We start from the raw sequence: 17,855 nt of genomic DNA on the forward strand, positions 1-17,855 counted from the left end.
GCGAATGGATCAAAGAGAGACCATGAATCGTTTAGATAAAGTCCGCAAAGGTCTTAAGGCGAATGACGACATTGAGATGACTATGAGTGATGATTTTTTTGACCGGCTCCATGATAAAATTATGATGGAAGTCGAACAAAAGGTGATCGAGCCAACTCCAATGCTGATGCGACCGCGAAATATGTTGCGCGCACATTGGCGTGGTTGGCTTTATCCTACGGGGGGACTTATGTCTGTCGTTCTAGCGGCGACACTCTTGGTTCCTCATATGGCAAAAGTAAATCAGGGTATGCAGCGTGCCGGCTTACTAAGCGATGGCCGCGAAAGAATTGTCACGGAAGCGATTTTATCACCTGAAGACTTGTCCCAGACTTTAATCTCCAGTCAGACGGAATCTGACTTTTTTGTGGACGTAGCCAGCGAATCATCTCAAACTTTAACGATAGCTAAACTCAATAAAATTGTGGGTGGTCGAGCAACACGCTGATCCCCCCAAGGGTGAAGATCGTGCGCTGGATTTATTCTGCTTTCATTCTAACAACATTCTTGATGCAGCCTCTGGCTGTTTTCGCTCAAAGCGCACCGTCAGGGGCCAAGCGAAACCAGCTTGAGGAGCTCATGATTTGGAAAATGAGTGACGAACTGAAACTTTCAGCGAACGAAGAAAAAAAGTTCTCTGAGATCATCAAAGATCTCAACAAACGAAAATCAGAACTAAATAAATCTCTTCAATCATCTTTAGCATCACTGGGGAACATCAAAGATGCCAAGAAACTTGAAGCAGAGTTCTCTTCTTACAAAAAAAGCTTACAGGCATTTAATAAAATCAGTGAAGAAGAGCTGGATAAACTAAAACCACTCCTGGGGACTGAACGCACAGTTCAGTATCTACAAATTAAGCAAGACCTCGCGACCAGAATCAAAGCGACCTTGACCAACCCAGATGCTCCATTGAAAGATGAGAAGAAGCCACTGCCGGCTCCCAAATTAATCATCGAGTAGAATCCCTATGTCCCTGCAATTGTCATTTTCTATCGCCGACAAAACGACGACGATTTCGCTCAAAGGCGCTCTGAACGAATATTCCTCCGCGTTAAATGGTGTGGAAGTGAATCCGCAGTTCGATTTGACTTTAGATTTAAAAGATCTCACTTCGATCAATTCATTAGGAATCAGAAATTTTCACTCGTGGATTTACAGCATTGAATGTCAGCGTTTGCGCCTTCTGCACTGTCCCCGTGTTTTCGTTCATCAGCTGAATCTTGTGAATGGCTTCTTACCCCCGAAAGCAGAAATCGAAAGTTTTTTTGTTCCCTATTTCTCTGAAGCTTCTGGAGAAGAGACTTCGGTGCTATTTACCAAGTTTTTGGAATACAAGGCGGTGAATGGAAAAACAAAAATCAGTTTTCCGAAGGTAACAGATTCGCAAGGAAACCCCATGGAATTAGACGTTCTTAAGGAAGTTTACTTTCGTTTCCTGGATTTCTACAGCTAGCTAAACAACTCCTGGAGCACTAGAGCCATGCGGAATTCACGGCTCAGCGCAATATTTAATGCAAAATTCGGATTTGTGTGGCGACATGTTCCCTATTCAAGGCGGTAACATGTCCATGACATTTAAAATCCTTATTTCGACTCTTCTTTTGAGCTTTTCATTTTCTGCATTCGCAGGTGATGAGCTGCAAAATGGTGGCGATATTATCGCTTGCCCAGGTCTTGAAATTCCAACTTACAGATCTTTGGATCTTTACGAAGGCAAGATGGTTTACAACTTGGAACCGGCCTTGATCGATCAAAGTGACTATCGTGTGATCGTAAGTAAGCTGATTGATCGTATTGAAAAATTTGATATGAACCGCTCCAAGCTTTACCGCGTGTTCTTAAAAAACTTTGCATCCGAAGTGCAAATGATTCCTGGTAGTGAATTCGGCAACATCAAGGACGAAGGATTTATCACTCTTCCTCAAGGTTGCGAGCTTCAACAAGCCGCCGCACAATTTCGCAGACATACTCCAGATGGCATCAAGTATATTTTCAACAGCGCCATCTGGTCTAACATGAACCCGATGACTCGTGCCGCTTTAGTTTTGCATGAGATTGTTTACCGTGAGGCGCTGATGCCGAAAACAGGTCCGGCAACTTCTGCAAAGGTTCGCTATTTCACGGCGTATATCCATTCAACTAAAATGTTAAATGGAACTCGCGCAGACTATGCTAAAGCGAAAGCTTTTGCGGGTTTCTAAAACTTCTGAATGAAATCGCTAAGAGAGTTTCTTAGCGATCACAAAAGACCCTGTGCTGCCGCGAGAGTCGCCCGGCAAAAGAGTCCAGCTGCCAGGAATTTGTACGGGACTTGAGCGTAACGTCGTATCCCCAAGACCCAACTCGCCCTGAGCGTTCGTTCCCCATACCCACAAAGTCGAATCAGTTTTTACTGCGGCAGAGAATCCATTACCTGCATATATCTGTGACCACGAGCCTGGAACTTGAACAGGAGAAAACGTGTTTACGCCGATCCCTAAATTTCCGTTGCGGTTTCCGCCCCATGCCCAATAAGTACCATCAGATTTTTTAGCCAGGAACATATCGTAACCACCGACAACCTGTGACCACGAACCTGCAATTTGCACAGGACTTGAAATTCCGGTTGGAGGTTGCAAGTGGCTAACAGCGCCGAAGGTATTATCCCCCCACGCCCACAATGTGCCATCGATTTTAATACCTGCGCACGCGTTTTGGGCCGCGGTGACTTGAGTCCAGGAGTCCGATCCAATTTTGGTAAAAACCTTTTTATCCACTGAGGTACCATCACCCAATGCACCCGCATCATTTGCTCCAGCCGTCCACAATGACCCGTCAGTTTTGATCGCTATCGAGTGGCTCCAACCAGCGGCCGCTTGTTTCCAAGGACCAGCAACAGTAACTTGTACAGGTGCACTGTTATTCGTGGTGGTGTTAATTCCCAACTGCCCATTGGCATTGAATCCCATGCCATACATGGCACCTGCCGAATCAATCAAAATATTATGCCATCCACCTGCCGTAACTTGTGCCCACGATGTGGTGCCGATCTTAGTCGGAGTTATTAGGGTAGTATTGTTTGTCCCAGCTCCACCAGAGGTGCTATATCCCCAGGCCCACAAGGAACCGTCGGATTGAATGCCGATACTGTGCCACAGACCCGCAGAAACTTGAGACCATGAACTCGTACCCACTGCAGATACCTGTACCGGACTGTTGTAGCTTGTATAGCCGCCGGTACCTAGGCAGCCGTTGCTACCATCTCCGAACGCCCAAAGTTTTGCGGAGGTATCAATTGCCAAAGAAAAGTTACGGCCCAATGCAAACTGAGACCACGTTGTTCCGATCGCTACGTTCGCAGGGCTGTAGAACCATTGATTTGTAATACCGTTTCCAAATTCACCATAAGTGTTTGATCCCGTTGCTTTGACATTCGTAGCAGTCAGCAGCAACCAATGAAGGCCGTTCATTACCGTCGGCATCATGGTGAAAGTTCCAGTGATCTGATTTGGAGAAGCTAAAACTTTTGTTAAAGTGCCATACTGACCGAAGGCTGCATTACCCCAAACATACAAACGCGCGTCTGTTCGTAGAGCCAACGCATGCGTCGGACCGGCACTGACTTGAGTAAAGGAACCCGTGATATTTCTGATCTGCGTAGGACTTTCTCCGAACTCACCCCCATAATAACCATAGTTATAATAGGTGCCGTCCCATCCCAGATTGTAATCTCCCACACCCCATCCATAAAGAGCCCCGACAGAGGAGATTGCTAGAGAGTACTGGTAGCTCGCGGCCACCTGACTGAAACTGGTCCCAGCCAATATTTGCACAGGAGATTTGATAGAAGTTCCACTGGCATTGTTGTTTCCGACTTGTCCATAGTCATTCGCGCCCCAACCAAACATCGCCCCAGTCGATGTAATCCCGGCAGAGTGGAACACTCCCGCGGCGATCTTTGTCCAAACCGTCGATGCAGAAACTTGTACTGGAGAACTTTTATCGGTTGTAGAACCAATCCCTAATTGGCCACTACTGTTTTCTCCAAACGCCCACAAATATCCACTCGTATCCAAGCCCAGTGTATGCGAATCACCAGCAGCGATTTGTGACCAGGATGCGGGACCCGTCGTAATTTGCGTCAAGGAAGACTTTGATGTGGCTGTGCTAATATTTAAGCCCAACTGACCACTGGAATTTCTTCCCGTGGAAAAAAGTTTACCATCGGACATCAACGCGACGGCATGTTGACTACCGAAACCAATTTTCACTGGCGAAGTGCTAATGCTGATATTGGTAGGACTGGACATATTCGTAAGATTGCCCAATCCCAAATTTCCGCTGGTATTTTGCCCCCAGGCATAATACGGCGATGAGGATTTCTTTTTCCAGAAACTGTGAGTGAAAATCTGCGCATCGGCTTCCTCAGGAGCCACCACGGTTAATGCCCCAATAACAGAACTCCACAGACCTGCTTGCACGGTGGCTCCGCTTGCTAATAGCTGAGCAATGAACTCCCTGCGAGATGTTTTTCGATTTTCAGAATCACCCATGCGCAAATCCTTTCAAAGATTCACGAACTTTCTGACCAACATCATCCCAACTTCCAAACTTTTTCTGGCGAAACAATTGAACTGAATTATACCAAGGAGAGGTGTCGCCTTCCAAGGCCCAAACAAAGTAAGGCAGCGCAGGGACCAGCACCCAGGTCTTGATACCACTTGCTGCACTTGCATGCGCAACGCTGGTGCAAGAGCTGATCACCAAATCCATTTCGTTTAGAGCAGCCAAAGTGTCATCCCATGTGGCGAGATGGGGCCCTAAATCCATGATGTCATCGTTTAAAGAAACTAAATTGTCATCACGTTGAAAGCTGTAAAGCTGAACTCCGGAAACATCATGCAGTCCTGTAAGAATTTCTGGAGGAAAACTGCGAAATTGTTGATGTTCGAATCCTGGATTGCCCGCCCAACGAATTCCTACCTTCAATTTTCCTTTACCCACATTATTAATTAGGCTTTTCCATTTTGCTGATTGCTGGGGCCTTGGTGATAAATACTTGTCACCGTTAAGATCCTTGTGCTCATACCCTAAGGCCAAAGCAGCCGACATTCCAGGCAGCCAGGAATCATGATAAACTCCCGTCGCTACTTCCCGTTGCATGACTGCAGAAACATAGGGAGAGGTTGCAAACATGGTTGCCAGTTTTGGATGACAAACCACAGTCACCTTGCAGTCATATTTTTCGACTAAGTCCTTACAGAATCGAAAATGAATGATTTCATCTCCGAAACCACCTTCCAGTACTAAATGCACACGATGGCCTCGCCCTGTTTCTGGAGTCCATAAAGGTTGGGACGAAGGCAAACGTGGATGGCCATAGGTATTTAACGTGCGACCGAACTCCAAAAGAGCCATACCTTTTTGCATTTGATTTCTTTTAAGCCAATGCCAACCATGATTAAACAAAACACGGGCGTCGTCTGGAGCCAATTTTATTAATTCATTAGATACAGCAAAAGATTCTTCCTCACGGCCGACGGCGTTTAGGAAAACTTGCAAGTCTAAACGTGCAGCTACGGGATTTTGTTCAGTGGCGGACTTGAGATGATTTATGACTGTGTCCGTGTCACCAAACTTCTCCAATAGTTCTTGAATAAAGCTGACTTTCTTTTCCATGACTAAAACTCTATCCTTGATTTTAGTAACCTGTCACCCACGCGGCATAAATGTCTGTTCCCATAACGACGAAGGTATACATGGTATGGGTACTTGCGGTTGTAGCTCCATGGTCTGGAGGTAAGTGTACTGTAAATCCAGCATGAGTGAAAGCACAAGTTCCCGACGTCGCACCTTTTACGGCAAGCATGTATGTACCGCCATCTTTCATTCCTGACAGAGTGAAAGCTCCGCAACTGGCAGATGTGTATTGCAAATTACCAGCGGCAAAACTGATGCTGGTGCCGGCATTGCTTGTGGTTTTGCTGGTGATAGTTTTTTGAATCTCAATATTTTGCGAAGAATCCACCACCATGGCCGAGCCATTGTTCGCCATCAACGTTAAGGTGTTGTCAGTAGATCCGACTGTGACGGCTCCTGCATTTCCACCATTGATCAAAAATCCAGTGGATGCATAGTTCGTACAGCCAATATTTCCAGAAGCATCAAACGTAATCATTTGAGCGATACCGCAATTATAGGCCGTAAAGTCACCGGAGCCATTGGAAGCGATCATTCGATTCGCAGTAATCGACGTTAAGCCCGTACCACCTTTTGATACTGGCACGGCTGACGGGAAATTCGCTGGATCTGCAGCGATTACCCCCGAACTTACAGAGATACCAGAACCGACTTGGACTACACCCAGAGCACCAGTTGTCGCTGCTGAAACATTCACAACAGGAGCTGCTGCAGTACCAGTAATTGAAATCGGAGCATTGCCTGTTACTCCCGTAACTGTACCTGTAGGAGCATTAATCCACTGTAAACCACCCGCAGTCGAAGAAAGGATCTGACCTGCAGTTCCGCGAGCAATCCGCACATTGTTGGTGCCATCTGAAGTCACCAAATCGCCTGCCGTTGTTAGAGGAGAAAGAGCATCAAACGCCGCCGTCTTAGTAGTTTGACCGGTACCACCTTTAGCAATCGCCAAAGTTCCTGAAATCGAAGAGGCCACGACACCCGTTAATTGCGAGCCATCAACAGCCGGCAATTTTGCAGAACCATCCAATTGAACAATTTTATTTGCAGTCGTTCCGGCATCAACAACCAAAGTATTCGCACTCAGTGTCAAGCCGGTGCCATAAGAAAGACCCAGGTTCGCACCCGTCACATTCAGCGGAGCCGCGGTACCTAAAGCCGCGTAAGTGCCTGCGCCCGTTCTTTGTACGATACCAGTGCCAGTGATGGTAGTTAAGTCTGTCGCCGTTGGAGCAGCCCACTTGATTCCATTCGCTGCTGCTGCGTCGACCATCAAAACATGACCATCAGTTCCACCCACTGCCAACGAAACACTGTTAGTTCCATTGTGGGTTACGATTGAACCTTTCGCTGCCAGCGGAGAAAGTGCATCAAAGCCTGCGGTTTTAGAAGTCGCACCCGTACCACCTTTAGCGATAGGTACTGCTGACGGAAAATTCGCCGGATCCGCACTGATTGTACCCGAGCTGACTGCGATACCTGACCCCACGGTCACTACTCCGGCAGTAGATGTCGTTGCTGCATTCACAGATACCACCGGTGTCGTCGTACCCGTCACCACGATTGGCAGAGTTCCTGACATACTCGTTACGCCGGTCGATGGAGCATTGATCCATTTCACGCCGTCCGTCGTATCAGCCGACAAAAGCTGACCTGAAGTTCCTGGTGCCAAGCGTACGTTATTTGTGCCATCGAAATAGATGATGTCACCTTTGGTTGTCAGCGGAGACAAAGCATCAAAACCCGCAGTTTTAGATGATTGGCCTGTACCACCTTTAGAGATCGGAACCACGGCAGAGAAATTCGCAGGATTCACCGCCAAGTTCGCAGCATCGACACTGACCAAGCCTGCTGTCACTGACAATCCAGTACCAACTTGCATGATACCTTTGGCAGATGTGGATGCGTCACCAGGCGCTGAACCCGTCGCATCGTCAGCCATTGTCCATTTAGTACCATCGTATTTAAGAATTTTTCCTGATGCGATACCAGTTGTATCAACTGTCGCGCCTTTGATTTTATCAACTGACGTCGCACCTTGCGTACCACTTACGTCACCCACCAACGAACCAGAGAAGTTCGTTACTGTCGTCGGAGAATTAATCCAGGCTAAACCGCCTGCAGTCGAAGAAAGAATTTGTCCCGCAGTACCACGAGCAATGCGCACGTTATTGGTACCATCGGAAGTCACCAAATCACCCGCTGTCGTCAACGGTGATAGAGCATCGAAACCCGCAGTTTTAGAAGACTGTCCCGTACCACCTTTAGAGATGGGAACCACGGCAGAGAAGTTGGCTGGGTTCACAGCCAAGTTCGCTGCATCGACACTGACCAAGCCAGCAGTCACAGATAGGCCTGAACCAACCTGCATAATACCTTTTGCAGATGTAGATGCATCACCAGGGGTAGAACCCGTCGCATCGTCAGCCATGGTCCATTTAGTACCATCGTATTTAAGAATTTTTCCTGATGCGATACCAGTTGTATCAACGGTTGCGCCTTTGATTTTATCAACTGACGTTGCACCTTGCGTACCACTTACATCACCGACTAAAGAACCACTGAAATTCGTAGCTGTCGCAGCACTTGCTGCAACCACATTCGTCAACTGAGATCCGTCAACGGCAGGCAATTTTGCGGAGCCATCCATTTGCACGATTTGATTTGCAGCTGTACCGACATTTACTTTCGCAACACCAGATGCAATCGTAATACCTGAAACTGCAGCACTCGTGTCGAATTGTACGATACCTTTTGCAGAGTATGAAGAATCCACTGGCGAGCCGCCCGTCGCGTCGTCTGCCATCACCCAATTACCCGATTGATACTTCAAAATTTTACCGTCAGCAATACCTGTCGTTACAACTGGAGAGCCCTTGATTTTATCAACGGAAGTCGCACCCTGCGTGCCGCTGACGTCACCCACCAAGGAACCGGTAAAATTCGTAGCCGAACCTGCAGTGGTTGCAGAAGAAGCAACCACACCCGTCAATTGCGAACCATCCACTGCTGGAAGTTTATTGCCAGTGTCCATCGCCACGATTTTACCCGTTGTGACACCAGTATCGACAACCAAAGAACCAGCACTTGTTGTTAAGCCCGTACCATATGCCAGACCAATACTTGAACCCGTCACATTAATCGGAGCCGTCGTACCTAAAGTTGCGTAAGTACCCGCACCCGTCCTTTGCACGATACCTGTACCAGTGACAGTTGTAAGATCCGTTGCAGTTGGAGCTGCCCATTTAATGCCATTTGCAGCTGCTGAATCCACCATCAACACATGACCATCAGTAGAGCCCACTGCCAACGCCACGTTGTTAGTGCCGTCATGAGTGATGATACTGCCTTTCGCCGCCAACGGTGAAAGAGCATCAAAGCCCGCTTGTTTCGTCGACTGACCGGTACCACCTTTATTAATCGGCAAAATACCGGATAAAGAAGCTGCCACGATATTTGTTAGGGCAGAACCATCCACCGCTGGCAATTTCGCAGTGCCGTCCAACTGCACGATTTGATTAGCTGCGGTACCCGCATTCACTTTCGCAACACCAGCCGCAACCGTCATACCCGAAACAGCCGCGCTTGTATCAAACTGCACAATGCCTTTTGCTGAATATGATGAATCAGATGGAGTACCACCTGTCGCATCGTCAGCCATTGTCCACTTAGTACCATCGTACTTAAGAATTTTTCCAGACGCGATGCCTGTTGTATCAACGGTAGCACCTTTGATTTTATCAACTGACGTCGCACCCTGCGTACCGCTAACGTCACCAACCAACGAGCCAGAGAAGTTTGTCGCCGAACCCGCTGTTGTAGCAGACGAAGCGACAACTCCTGTCAATTGCGAACCATCCACTGCTGGAAGTTTCGCCGAACCATCTAATTTAACGATTTGATTCGCAGCTGTACCTGTATTTACTGTCGCGACACCCGCCACGACTGTCATTCCCGAAGTCGCCGCATTCGTATTAAATTGCACAATACCTTTTGCGGAATATGAAGAGTCCACAACTGTAGATCCCGTGTCATCGTCAGCAAACACCAAAGTACCGGAAGAGTATTTCAAAACTTTTCCGTTCGCGGCACCGGTAGTAACAACAGACATGCCTTTAACTTTATCTACGGAAGTTGCAGATTGAGTTCCGGAAACATCACCAGTTAAAGAACCCGTGAAGTTTGTAGCCGAGCCCGCCGTGGTAGCAGATGTTGCTGTTGTCGCCGAAGAAGCAACGATACCCGTCAATTGCGAACCATCAATCGCTGGAAGTTTTCCGGTGCCATCCAACTTGACGATTTGATTCGCACCCGTACCGGTATTTACTTGCGCCACACCGTTGGTCACGACGATACCTGATGTTGCTGCATTCGTCAGGAACTGAACCAAGCCTTTAATAGTATATGAAGCATCCAACGAAGAGCCACCACCTGCTGGCGTATCACAAGCAAAGGCCGCACCATTGTAAGTCAGGAACTGACCTGTCGAGCATGTGGATAGATCTGTTTTTCGAACGTAATCCGTGGCGACTAAGCCCCCCAGCTTCTCCGCTGAGACGGCGTTAGTTGCATAAGGTACAGAACGAATTTCAGAAGCTGGAACGATGTGATTCCAACCTGCAGTGCCGTTTGGATTGAATTGCACATCCAGGAATCTTTTATCAGAAGCAGACAACAAAAATGTTCCGCCCTCGGCACAAGAAACTGTGCCGGAGTTATTCATAAACTCATAAACCTTGGACGATGAATTTGGAAAGTTAGCAGTTCCATTTCCGATAGCGACGTCAAATAATCCATCCGATGAAATAGGAATCAAATCCGCTTGCTCACGCCACAGCGTACAGTTCGGATTATTGCCGTGAGATTTATCAACCATGATCGAGAAACTAAACGATGCCATCGTGAAGCCAGGACCGCCGCCCGTAGCATTTGTAATACGGCCTTGATACGAAAAAGTCGTGGGAGCAGATTGAGCGACTCCAAACGTAAACAGAGACGTGAACAGAATCACGATTCGTATTTTACAGAATCTTGAGTTTGTGTAATCTCCCATAAACGTCCTCCACGAACATACCAGAATCGACGATGACTCCGAACTCTTCGGTGAGATTGGTAATTTACTAGAGATTACTCGCAGATAAGTGTTCACAAGTGGAGATGGGAACACCTTAGGAACCACTCAATATGACCTAGGTCTTGTAGCAGAATGAAACACAGGGACGGTTTCATTGTTAAATTTTAACTAATGCAAAGCGAACAAAGTACCTTATTCAACCAAAAAAAGTAGACGAATTCTGAATAAAAACATGAGGATTCACGTTTTGATAACTGTTCCCCATGGAGTCATCTCTAAATAATTTTTAGTGGATATTTACTCAATAATCTTAATTATTTAAACCCGAGGTGGATTTATTTTTGAGACGATTTATTTCAAGAATTGCGGGCGCGGTATAGATCGGAACAAAGATTTGCTGTCTGCTGTTTCCACTGGCCGGTTCTGCTATCAGGATGGCAAAAAAGATTCATGCACGACTCTAAAAGATATTCTCCATTGGGATCTATTTTTAATGCCGCAGGCTCGCAGGCCTTCATTGCATCCGCCAAAAGAGTTTTGGAATTTCCCATCGGATCAACAGAAGGCAACTTAGGTTTTTGTGCAGCTGTATCTTGTGGTGCCGGAGTGGAAGCTTCTTCAGCAGCATCTGCAGATGATTGAGTGGAAGCGATCTCTGTAGAACCACTGGAAACAAAGCCTGAACTTCCTCCAATTAAATTGTCAGTCCCAAGCTTTGCACAATTTTGATATCCCAGAAGTAAAACAGGTGTCCCAATCAATAACGCCAACTTGCTGATAGAAAGCTTCATTCCCCCTCCAAGCAATTTGGGTAAATGCAATTTTAAGGCTCAGGCGTTTTTTACCGCCGTTCAGGTATAGATTGATTTGCAGCTGTTGATATTTTTAAATTCGCCCAGATCCTAGACATGCCGATCCCCTTGTTTCCTTGCGGTATGCAGAGTTAACGGGGCTTCTGCGCCCCGTTAGCGCCTTTTAAAACGCAAATGAACGCATGCAGGCGAACACGTTTGATTAAGTTGTGGACGAATCAATTTGAGATGCAATGACCGAAGGCGACTCAAAGTCGCGATCGTTCACATCAGTCAGCGGATAAAGATACATTGATAAATTATAAACTTCCGTTTTAGGGCCGTCTTCTAAAAGCAAACACATCTTGCGACGAAATTGCGTCAACATTTGTTTTGCTTCCTCGATCTTAGCGACATTGATCGGCATGGTGATGGTTCCGAAATGACGTTTCTCCATCGGCACCGTACGCAAAGCTTCTTCAGACTTTCGTAAATTGGCTATGTGACCTTCCACGATGGCAGAACTTGGAATTTCCGAAGTCGTCGTTAACTGTGAAGGAATACGCAGCCAGCGGCCGTTCTTCATTTTGATCACGCCTTGCGCTTCCAACAGATTCAGACACTCTTCCGTTTTTTCCACCGACAGCGCCAGACGTTTTGCAATCCACTCTGTGGAACTTTCAAAATCGTCAGTCTTCATCAAATTCAAAATCGCGTAAGGCTCCCAGCTGGTGATCAAACGCAATTCCTGATTTTCCAAAACTTTTTGGAAGTTCATACGTTTTGCACGAACCGTGACGAAACTTGAAAGAGTGACTTGCTCTTCCTGAGTTAAACTAAGACCGTAGGAAATTCTGTTGGAGTAGTGATCACTGAGTGGACGGCGTTCATGAAAGATTTCATTCAAACGGCCGGGAGAGATTCCCGCTTTTTGCGCCAGCGCACGCATCGAGAAACGCGGATTTTTTTTCTGCATCTCTTCCAGTTTAGCGCTCAAAAAACGGTTCAAAGTCATGGGTGTCTCCTGGGGAGACACCATAACTTAGTGTTTTAAACTTTATCAAGCTCAACGCGTGGCGACTCCGCCAGATTCGCTCCAGCAGCGGTCTTAGAGAGATGCTCTGGCACTGACAGAGGGAACATTTGGATGTTGAGAGAGTAGACTTCACTTTGTGTACCCTGCTGCAACAAGCGAAGGATACGCCCACGGAAGCGCTCTATCATGCGCTCTGCCACGGGGATCTGCTGCGGATTTACGGTCAACGTGACACCTGTGTAACTCGAGTTCATCTCGAGCTCCATCGCCTGGCTAGCCTTTTCCAGATGCTTTTTATAATAGTTACGGCTTTCCTGATTTGCACATTCGTAAGAAGTGATCAAACGGCGGTGGACAATTTCAATGCCGCGCTCTTCATTACGAATCAATTCCATGCGCTCAAGATTTTCCAAGCCTTTTTCAACTTGCTCAGGCGTCAAAGCCAAACGTTCTGCAATCCAGTTTACGTCGTCATTGCCATTGGCAATTCTTAGCAAGTTCAAAATCGCATACTCTTCCCAGCCACCCATCAGGTTACCGCTCTTCACACCCAACACGCGGTCGGAATTAAAGCGACGTGATGTTACAGAGATATAAGATCTCAATTGCTGACGTTCATCTTGATTAAGCCCCAAGCCAGTGGAGATCTTTTCAAAATAAAATTCGCTAAGGGGGCGTTTGCCACGAATCAGTTCGCTCAAACGACCTGGCGTGATGCCGATTTTGTAAGCAACCATACGCAGTGAAATACGACGATTGGATTTACGAAGCTCTTCGAATTTGTTCATCATGAATTCTGTAATAGTCTGGTTTTGCATGAACACAGTATTTAACCAAGAAGTCATTTTAAGCTATAAATCTCGCGGGGTTACGGTCAGTAACTGTTCCCTCAATGAGGACACGGGAACGGCTATTCCAATTATGGAACACTTTCTAAAACCACCGAAGTTATGAGAATGACATAAAAAACCGAAAAGTTCTCAGACATGAAGACACCCAAAAGAATCGGACAATTTCAGATAATCAAGCGCATCGCCGAAGGTGGGATGGCGGAAGTTTATTTGGGAAAATCCGATTCAAGATTCGGTGTCAGCAAGCTTGTCGCGATCAAAACAACTCTGCCGGATGAGCAAAATTCTGAAATTTTCAAAGACATGTTTTTTAAAGAAATTCGCGTCAGTGCAAATTTGAATCATCAAAACATCGTGAAGATATATGATTTCGGAGAGCACAACCATCGCGCCTTCATGGTGATGGAATACATTCACGGCGTGACCTTGCGAGACCTGATGTCATATCACCGCGACAAAGAGGATCCTCTCCCGACGCCATTCATTCTGTATATTGTACATCAGGTGGCATTGGCCTTGGCCTATGCTTATCAGTCAGTGGATCCCCAAACAGGTCAGTCACTTAAACTGATTCACCGGGATATCAGCCCTCACAATATTCTGATCTCCTTCGAGGGTGAAGTAAAAATCATCGATTTCGGGATTGCCAAAGCCACCATGGATGTCGAGCAGACTCAACATGGGCAGGTCAAAGGCAAAGTCGCCTATATGAGTCCCGAGCAAATCAATCGCGAAACTTTGGACCATCGCACAGACATTTTTTCATTGGGAATTGTGTTCTGGGAGCTACTCGCCAATACCCGTTTCTTTGCCGGAAACACAGTCGGTGAAGTCAAAGAATCCATTCGCCTTTATGATGTTGCAAATCTTCCAACCGCGGTGATCAAAGACCGCTCCGAAGAACTCTTAAATGTTTTGCCACGCATGCTTCACCACATTGCTCAGTTCCGCGCCGAAGATGCGAATGAACTTGCAAGACATATTGGAACATTGCTTTCGACCAAGCATCCGGATTTTTCGGCACTCTCGTTGGCGGACTATCTAAAAGAAGTTTTCGCCATGACCTATAAAGATACCATGGAACAGATCCGTCAGTTCGTTGTCGAAGACGATAAAACCATGACGATCAGTACAACGGCGACCGCTGAAGAAGTGATGTCGATGCTAACCAATAAATCAATCACCGCACCGATCCTGAAAAACATCAAAGTCCCAGCACCACCCGTTTACGTTCCACCCGAAATGATCCCGCCACGCCCTAAGTGGACGAATCCCTCACCAAACATTTTAAATATTCCCAACAGGCCCCTCGGCCAAAACGGAAAATTCAGCAACCTACTAAAAGGCGCCGTAGCCATAGCGTTGCTATTAACAGTGGGCTTACTACTTGGAAAAGAAAACTTAGAAACAAAAAAGCCAGCTCCACAGGTTTACTCGTCAGTCCCAACACTGACCCCTATCCAACCCAGAAGAGCAGCCCCACAACCCGTGCTTCCAGCACCTCCGAGCCCCTTCAAAAAGCCACCAACATACACTCACAAAAAAGTGCTGAAAAAAAACCGCCTCCCCGCTTCCCCAAAACCCGCGAAGCGCGTAAGCCCCTACCAAAAAAACGTAAAAAACTAATCTCGTTTTCTCTCTCTTATAAAAAGAACGACCACTAAAAAATTCAATCTCTTCAAAGCTAAAAGCCGAAAAGAAATCCAAATTCTGAACAGTCCTTTTTTAATTGAATCCCGTTAGCACGACGGGAGCGCCTGCCTTAGGCACAGCGGCCTACGCCTGTCGTGCAGCGACCTCCGTCGGCGCTGGATGCGCGAACCGCCGAAGGCGGCGACGGTGAGCCAGGATGGCGTGTCGCGAAACGACGGGCGAAGGACGATGGGTCTAAGGCAGGCGATCCCGGCGCGCGCAACCATGAGCCCAAATAAAAAACCCGGCTGTTAACCGGGTTTGTGTTTTTAAGGAGCGACAGTGACTTTGTTTCGTCCGCCCTGTTTTGATTGGTAGAGCGCTTTGTCCGCCCGTTCGTAAAGCTGTGTCCATTCCGTCTCTGCCGCATATTTCGTAGCGACTCCGACAGAAATTGTGACCGGAATTTTTTTACCTTCGAAAACGAATTCGCTGGTTTCAATAGTATGACGAATACGTTCACCAACTTCCGCCGCCACTTTTGGATTTGATCCAGAAAGAAGCAAAACGAATTCCTCACCACCATAACGGGCAAAAAAGTCATTCGCACGGATCAATTTCATGATCACGATACGGCAAAGTTCTTTTAGGACATAGTCGCCACCCGGGTGACCATAACCGTCGTTGATTTTTTTAAAGTGGTCGATGTCGAACGTCACCAAACTTAAAGGCTCATTCAGTACTTCTGAACGCTTCATCGCCTCGGGACCTTTTTCGATCAAAGCACCTTTAGAGTGGGCACCCGTCAAAGCATCTTTTTGTGCGCGCTCATACAACGCAGAAGTACTCATGGCTTCAAGACTGCCTTTTTCCAGGAACTTGAAAATAACGTTTCCGGTTTTGATTTGGTCATTGTTCTTAAGCAAGCAAGAAGCCAATGGCGGAATCGTCTGACCATTCACCACAGTCTTATTTGTCGAACCCAAGTCGATCACGGAAACTTCACTGCCATTCACTGCAAATTTCGCATGCGAACGACTTAAACTTTTATCATCGATATAGACTTGGCTTTCCACAGAGCGGCCGATCGTAATGTCATTCGCAGTGATGGGATATTGCTTACCCACGTATCCTGGAGGCCCAATCAAAACCAAAACTGCAGGAGGAACATCATCTGCCTCGCGCAATTTACCTTTAAAAGTATCACTCGCAACTATACTGGTTTTTTCTAAATTATCAGAATCGTCATTGTTAGCCATAACGACAATTATAAGGAAGGGAGTGAAAGGTGACAATCAACCATCACTCCCCTAGTCTCTTGGACAGTTCCGTGAGAACCCCGACCTATTGCCGGGGTTTTTACATTAGAACCAAACTTCGTACTGGTAACCTACGTTGAAACCACTAGATTTGTCCGCAAATGTCGGAGCGTTGCCACCAATATAATCAGCACCTTGGTTCGCTGAGTTCCAGAATGAATATGAAGCATAGGCACGCATAACTGGACGTCCCCAGATGCTTTTCTTAAACGAAAGCTGTGGAGCAATGGCCACACGACCCAAATCACGTGGACCGATATAGGCATTAGTCACTTTGTCTTTTTCGTTTTGATCTTCGTAACGAGTGTAACCAACTTCAGTTGCCAATTGGAATCTGTCAGTGAAGTAGTATACCGGACGAACACCGATACCTTGCCACTGAACCACATTGTCTTGATCCAAACCGTTGCTTCCATAGCTTGCGGCAAAGCCAGCCATAAATGCCCAGCGATCCGCAACATCCATGGACCAGTCTTCAACCAAGCGCACATTCCAAGCTTTGTTTTGCGCGCGTTCAGATGCTTGAGAAGCATCAACAGCACTCTTGCCGTATACGTTGAACTGGTTCATAGCGCCTTGACCGAATTCAAGGACAGCTTTGTTGTAACCACCCAGGCCTTTGCCCTCAAGTTTTGTCGCTAACACATAACCATTTGTTGCCTCGAAAGTAGTTGTGCCTTGAGTGCTTTCTTTCGCCCACGCATAAACACCCCAGAAGCTAATGTTTTGTTCTGCGAAAACAGGAATCGTAGAGTATCTGAAATCCCAGATATTCAAAACCGGACGACCGATAGATGTAGTCGCGAAGTCTTCATTGGCTTGAATCAAGTTCGCGATCGCCAACTTACCTGGGCCCACTGGAATGGCTTCAACACCAGCACCAACACCGGCCATCTCGCCATAGTAGTACCAGTCAAAGATGAACAAATCGACGTCACGATAGAATCTTTTACCGACCCAATATTCAATCGGATTGCCTTCAAAGCCACCGGCTTTGACGTAAGCTTCGATTTCGGATTTAGGAACTGTGACAGTTGTTGCTGTTGAAGGATTTGCTGGAATCGTTGTTTTCGTAGATTCCCATTGACGTAAACCGTCAGAACTATACGCGTAGCGTAGTTGCGTTCTGAAAAAAGAGGGATCGGCCTCATCCGCTTTTTTGTGATGGAATACGAATCCTAATTCAGTATAGAAGTCGCATTCATTTCCTAAACGTAGGAAATTACCCGGCAAATTCTTATTGCGGAAGCATTCCATTTTGCCGCCTTCTTGGCTGATCCCTGTTCCACCCCGAAGATACGAAGTGAAGTCAGCTTCGAGAGCATGCGCGTTATTAACTGCGAACAATATCGTAAGAACCCAAAAGATTATTTTCATACCCTATTCCTTGAAAAACACGAGGCTTACCCATAAAGTCCCGCCCTGACCAGA

The 17,855-nt window shown here is 46.8% G+C and carries 13 protein-coding genes; 5 read left to right on the top strand and 8 right to left on the bottom strand.

The genetic code is table 11. From position 1 onward, the window contains the following. The first annotated feature begins 22 nt into the window (after positions 1–22). The 4 genes from DOM22_RS16310 (at position 23) to DOM22_RS16325 (ending at position 2,243) form a co-directional block, all read left to right on the top strand. Positions 23–487 carry a hypothetical protein gene (locus tag DOM22_RS16310; RefSeq protein ID WP_246845706.1) on the top strand — a complete coding sequence of 155 codons (465 nt, stop codon included), beginning with the start codon at positions 23–25 and terminating at the stop codon, positions 485–487. A 143-nt stretch (positions 488–630) separates the two neighbouring features. Further along, a complete protein-coding gene (locus DOM22_RS16315) occupies positions 631–1,002 on the top strand; it encodes a hypothetical protein (RefSeq protein ID WP_246845707.1) in 372 nt (123 codons plus the stop codon). A gap of 7 nt (positions 1,003–1,009) precedes the next feature. Next, complete coding sequence (locus DOM22_RS16320) at positions 1,010–1,495, top strand: hypothetical protein (protein WP_142701388.1); 486 nt, start codon at positions 1,010–1,012, stop codon at positions 1,493–1,495. Positions 1,496–1,604: 109 nt separating this feature from the next. After that, positions 1,605–2,243 carry a hypothetical protein gene (locus tag DOM22_RS16325; protein WP_142701389.1) on the top strand — a complete coding sequence of 213 codons (639 nt, stop codon included), beginning with the start codon at positions 1,605–1,607 and terminating at the stop codon, positions 2,241–2,243. Positions 2,244–2,261: 18 nt separating this feature from the next. Here DOM22_RS16325 and DOM22_RS16330 read toward each other — a convergent pair whose 3' ends face one another. From DOM22_RS16330 to DOM22_RS16355, 6 genes are all read right to left on the bottom strand, one after another. After that, entirely contained in the window at positions 2,262–4,574 is a 2,313-nt protein-coding gene (locus DOM22_RS16330; protein ID WP_142701390.1) for an RCC1 domain-containing protein, read from the bottom strand. Next, positions 4,567–5,700, bottom strand: a complete 1,134-nt coding sequence (locus DOM22_RS16335) for a hypothetical protein (RefSeq protein ID WP_142701391.1) — start codon at positions 5,698–5,700, stop codon at positions 4,567–4,569. Before DOM22_RS16335 ends, DOM22_RS16330 begins: the two co-directional genes overlap by 8 nt. A 22-nt stretch (positions 5,701–5,722) precedes the next feature. Then, entirely contained in the window at positions 5,723–10,774 is a 5,052-nt protein-coding gene (locus DOM22_RS16340; RefSeq protein WP_142701392.1) for a hypothetical protein, read from the bottom strand. 377 nt (positions 10,775–11,151) lie between these two features. After that, positions 11,152–11,586, bottom strand: a complete 435-nt coding sequence (locus DOM22_RS16345; protein WP_142701394.1) for a hypothetical protein — start codon at positions 11,584–11,586, stop codon at positions 11,152–11,154. A 223-nt stretch (positions 11,587–11,809) separates the two neighbouring features. Continuing rightward, a complete protein-coding gene (locus DOM22_RS16350) occupies positions 11,810–12,601 on the bottom strand; it encodes a DUF4423 domain-containing protein (protein ID WP_168196681.1) in 792 nt (263 codons plus the stop codon). A 35-nt stretch (positions 12,602–12,636) separates the two neighbouring features. Then, positions 12,637–13,467, bottom strand: a complete 831-nt coding sequence (locus DOM22_RS16355) for a TIGR02147 family protein (protein WP_142701396.1) — start codon at positions 13,465–13,467, stop codon at positions 12,637–12,639. 141 nt (positions 13,468–13,608) lie between these two features. On the opposite strand from DOM22_RS16355, the gene DOM22_RS16360 reads away from it, so the two are divergent. After that, positions 13,609–15,099, top strand: coding sequence for a serine/threonine-protein kinase (locus tag DOM22_RS16360; RefSeq protein WP_142701397.1), 1,491 nt, complete (start codon positions 13,609–13,611; stop codon positions 15,097–15,099). Positions 15,100–15,434: 335 nt separating this feature from the next. On the opposite strand, the gene DOM22_RS16365 is transcribed toward DOM22_RS16360, so the two are convergent. Together DOM22_RS16365 and DOM22_RS16370 are read right to left on the bottom strand one after the other, a co-directional pair. Further along, complete coding sequence (locus tag DOM22_RS16365; RefSeq protein ID WP_142701398.1) at positions 15,435–16,364, bottom strand: diguanylate cyclase; 930 nt, start codon at positions 16,362–16,364, stop codon at positions 15,435–15,437. A 105-nt stretch (positions 16,365–16,469) separates the two neighbouring features. After that, on the bottom strand, positions 16,470–17,801 hold the full coding sequence (locus tag DOM22_RS16370) for a carbohydrate porin (protein ID WP_246845708.1): 1,332 nt from the start codon (positions 17,799–17,801) through the stop codon (positions 16,470–16,472). Between the last annotated feature and the right edge of the window lie 54 nt (positions 17,802–17,855).

The organism is Bdellovibrio sp. ZAP7, from assembly GCF_006874645.1.
In the GTDB taxonomy this organism is placed as follows: domain Bacteria; phylum Bdellovibrionota; class Bdellovibrionia; order Bdellovibrionales; family Bdellovibrionaceae; genus Bdellovibrio.

Coding starts and splice junctions, on each gene's coding strand:
- DOM22_RS16350 (WP_168196681.1), bottom strand. CDS start 12,601: ATGACTTTGAACCGTTTTTTGAGCGCTAAACTGGAAGAGATGCAGAAA.
- DOM22_RS16325 (WP_142701389.1), top strand. CDS start 1,605: ATGTCCATGACATTTAAAATCCTTATTTCGACTCTTCTTTTGAGCTTT.
- DOM22_RS16310 (WP_246845706.1), top strand. CDS start 23: ATGAATCGTTTAGATAAAGTCCGCAAAGGTCTTAAGGCGAATGACGAC.
- DOM22_RS16370 (WP_246845708.1), bottom strand. CDS start 17,801: ATGAAAATAATCTTTTGGGTTCTTACGATATTGTTCGCAGTTAATAAC.
- DOM22_RS16365 (WP_142701398.1), bottom strand. CDS start 16,364: ATGGCTAACAATGACGATTCTGATAATTTAGAAAAAACCAGTATAGTT.
- DOM22_RS16320 (WP_142701388.1), top strand. CDS start 1,010: ATGTCCCTGCAATTGTCATTTTCTATCGCCGACAAAACGACGACGATT.
- DOM22_RS16335 (WP_142701391.1), bottom strand. CDS start 5,700: ATGGAAAAGAAAGTCAGCTTTATTCAAGAACTATTGGAGAAGTTTGGT.
- DOM22_RS16360 (WP_142701397.1), top strand. CDS start 13,609: ATGAAGACACCCAAAAGAATCGGACAATTTCAGATAATCAAGCGCATC.
- DOM22_RS16345 (WP_142701394.1), bottom strand. CDS start 11,586: ATGAAGCTTTCTATCAGCAAGTTGGCGTTATTGATTGGGACACCTGTT.
- DOM22_RS16355 (WP_142701396.1), bottom strand. CDS start 13,467: ATGACTTCTTGGTTAAATACTGTGTTCATGCAAAACCAGACTATTACA.
- DOM22_RS16330 (WP_142701390.1), bottom strand. CDS start 4,574: ATGGGTGATTCTGAAAATCGAAAAACATCTCGCAGGGAGTTCATTGCT.
- DOM22_RS16340 (WP_142701392.1), bottom strand. CDS start 10,774: ATGGGAGATTACACAAACTCAAGATTCTGTAAAATACGAATCGTGATT.
- DOM22_RS16315 (WP_246845707.1), top strand. CDS start 631: ATGAGTGACGAACTGAAACTTTCAGCGAACGAAGAAAAAAAGTTCTCT.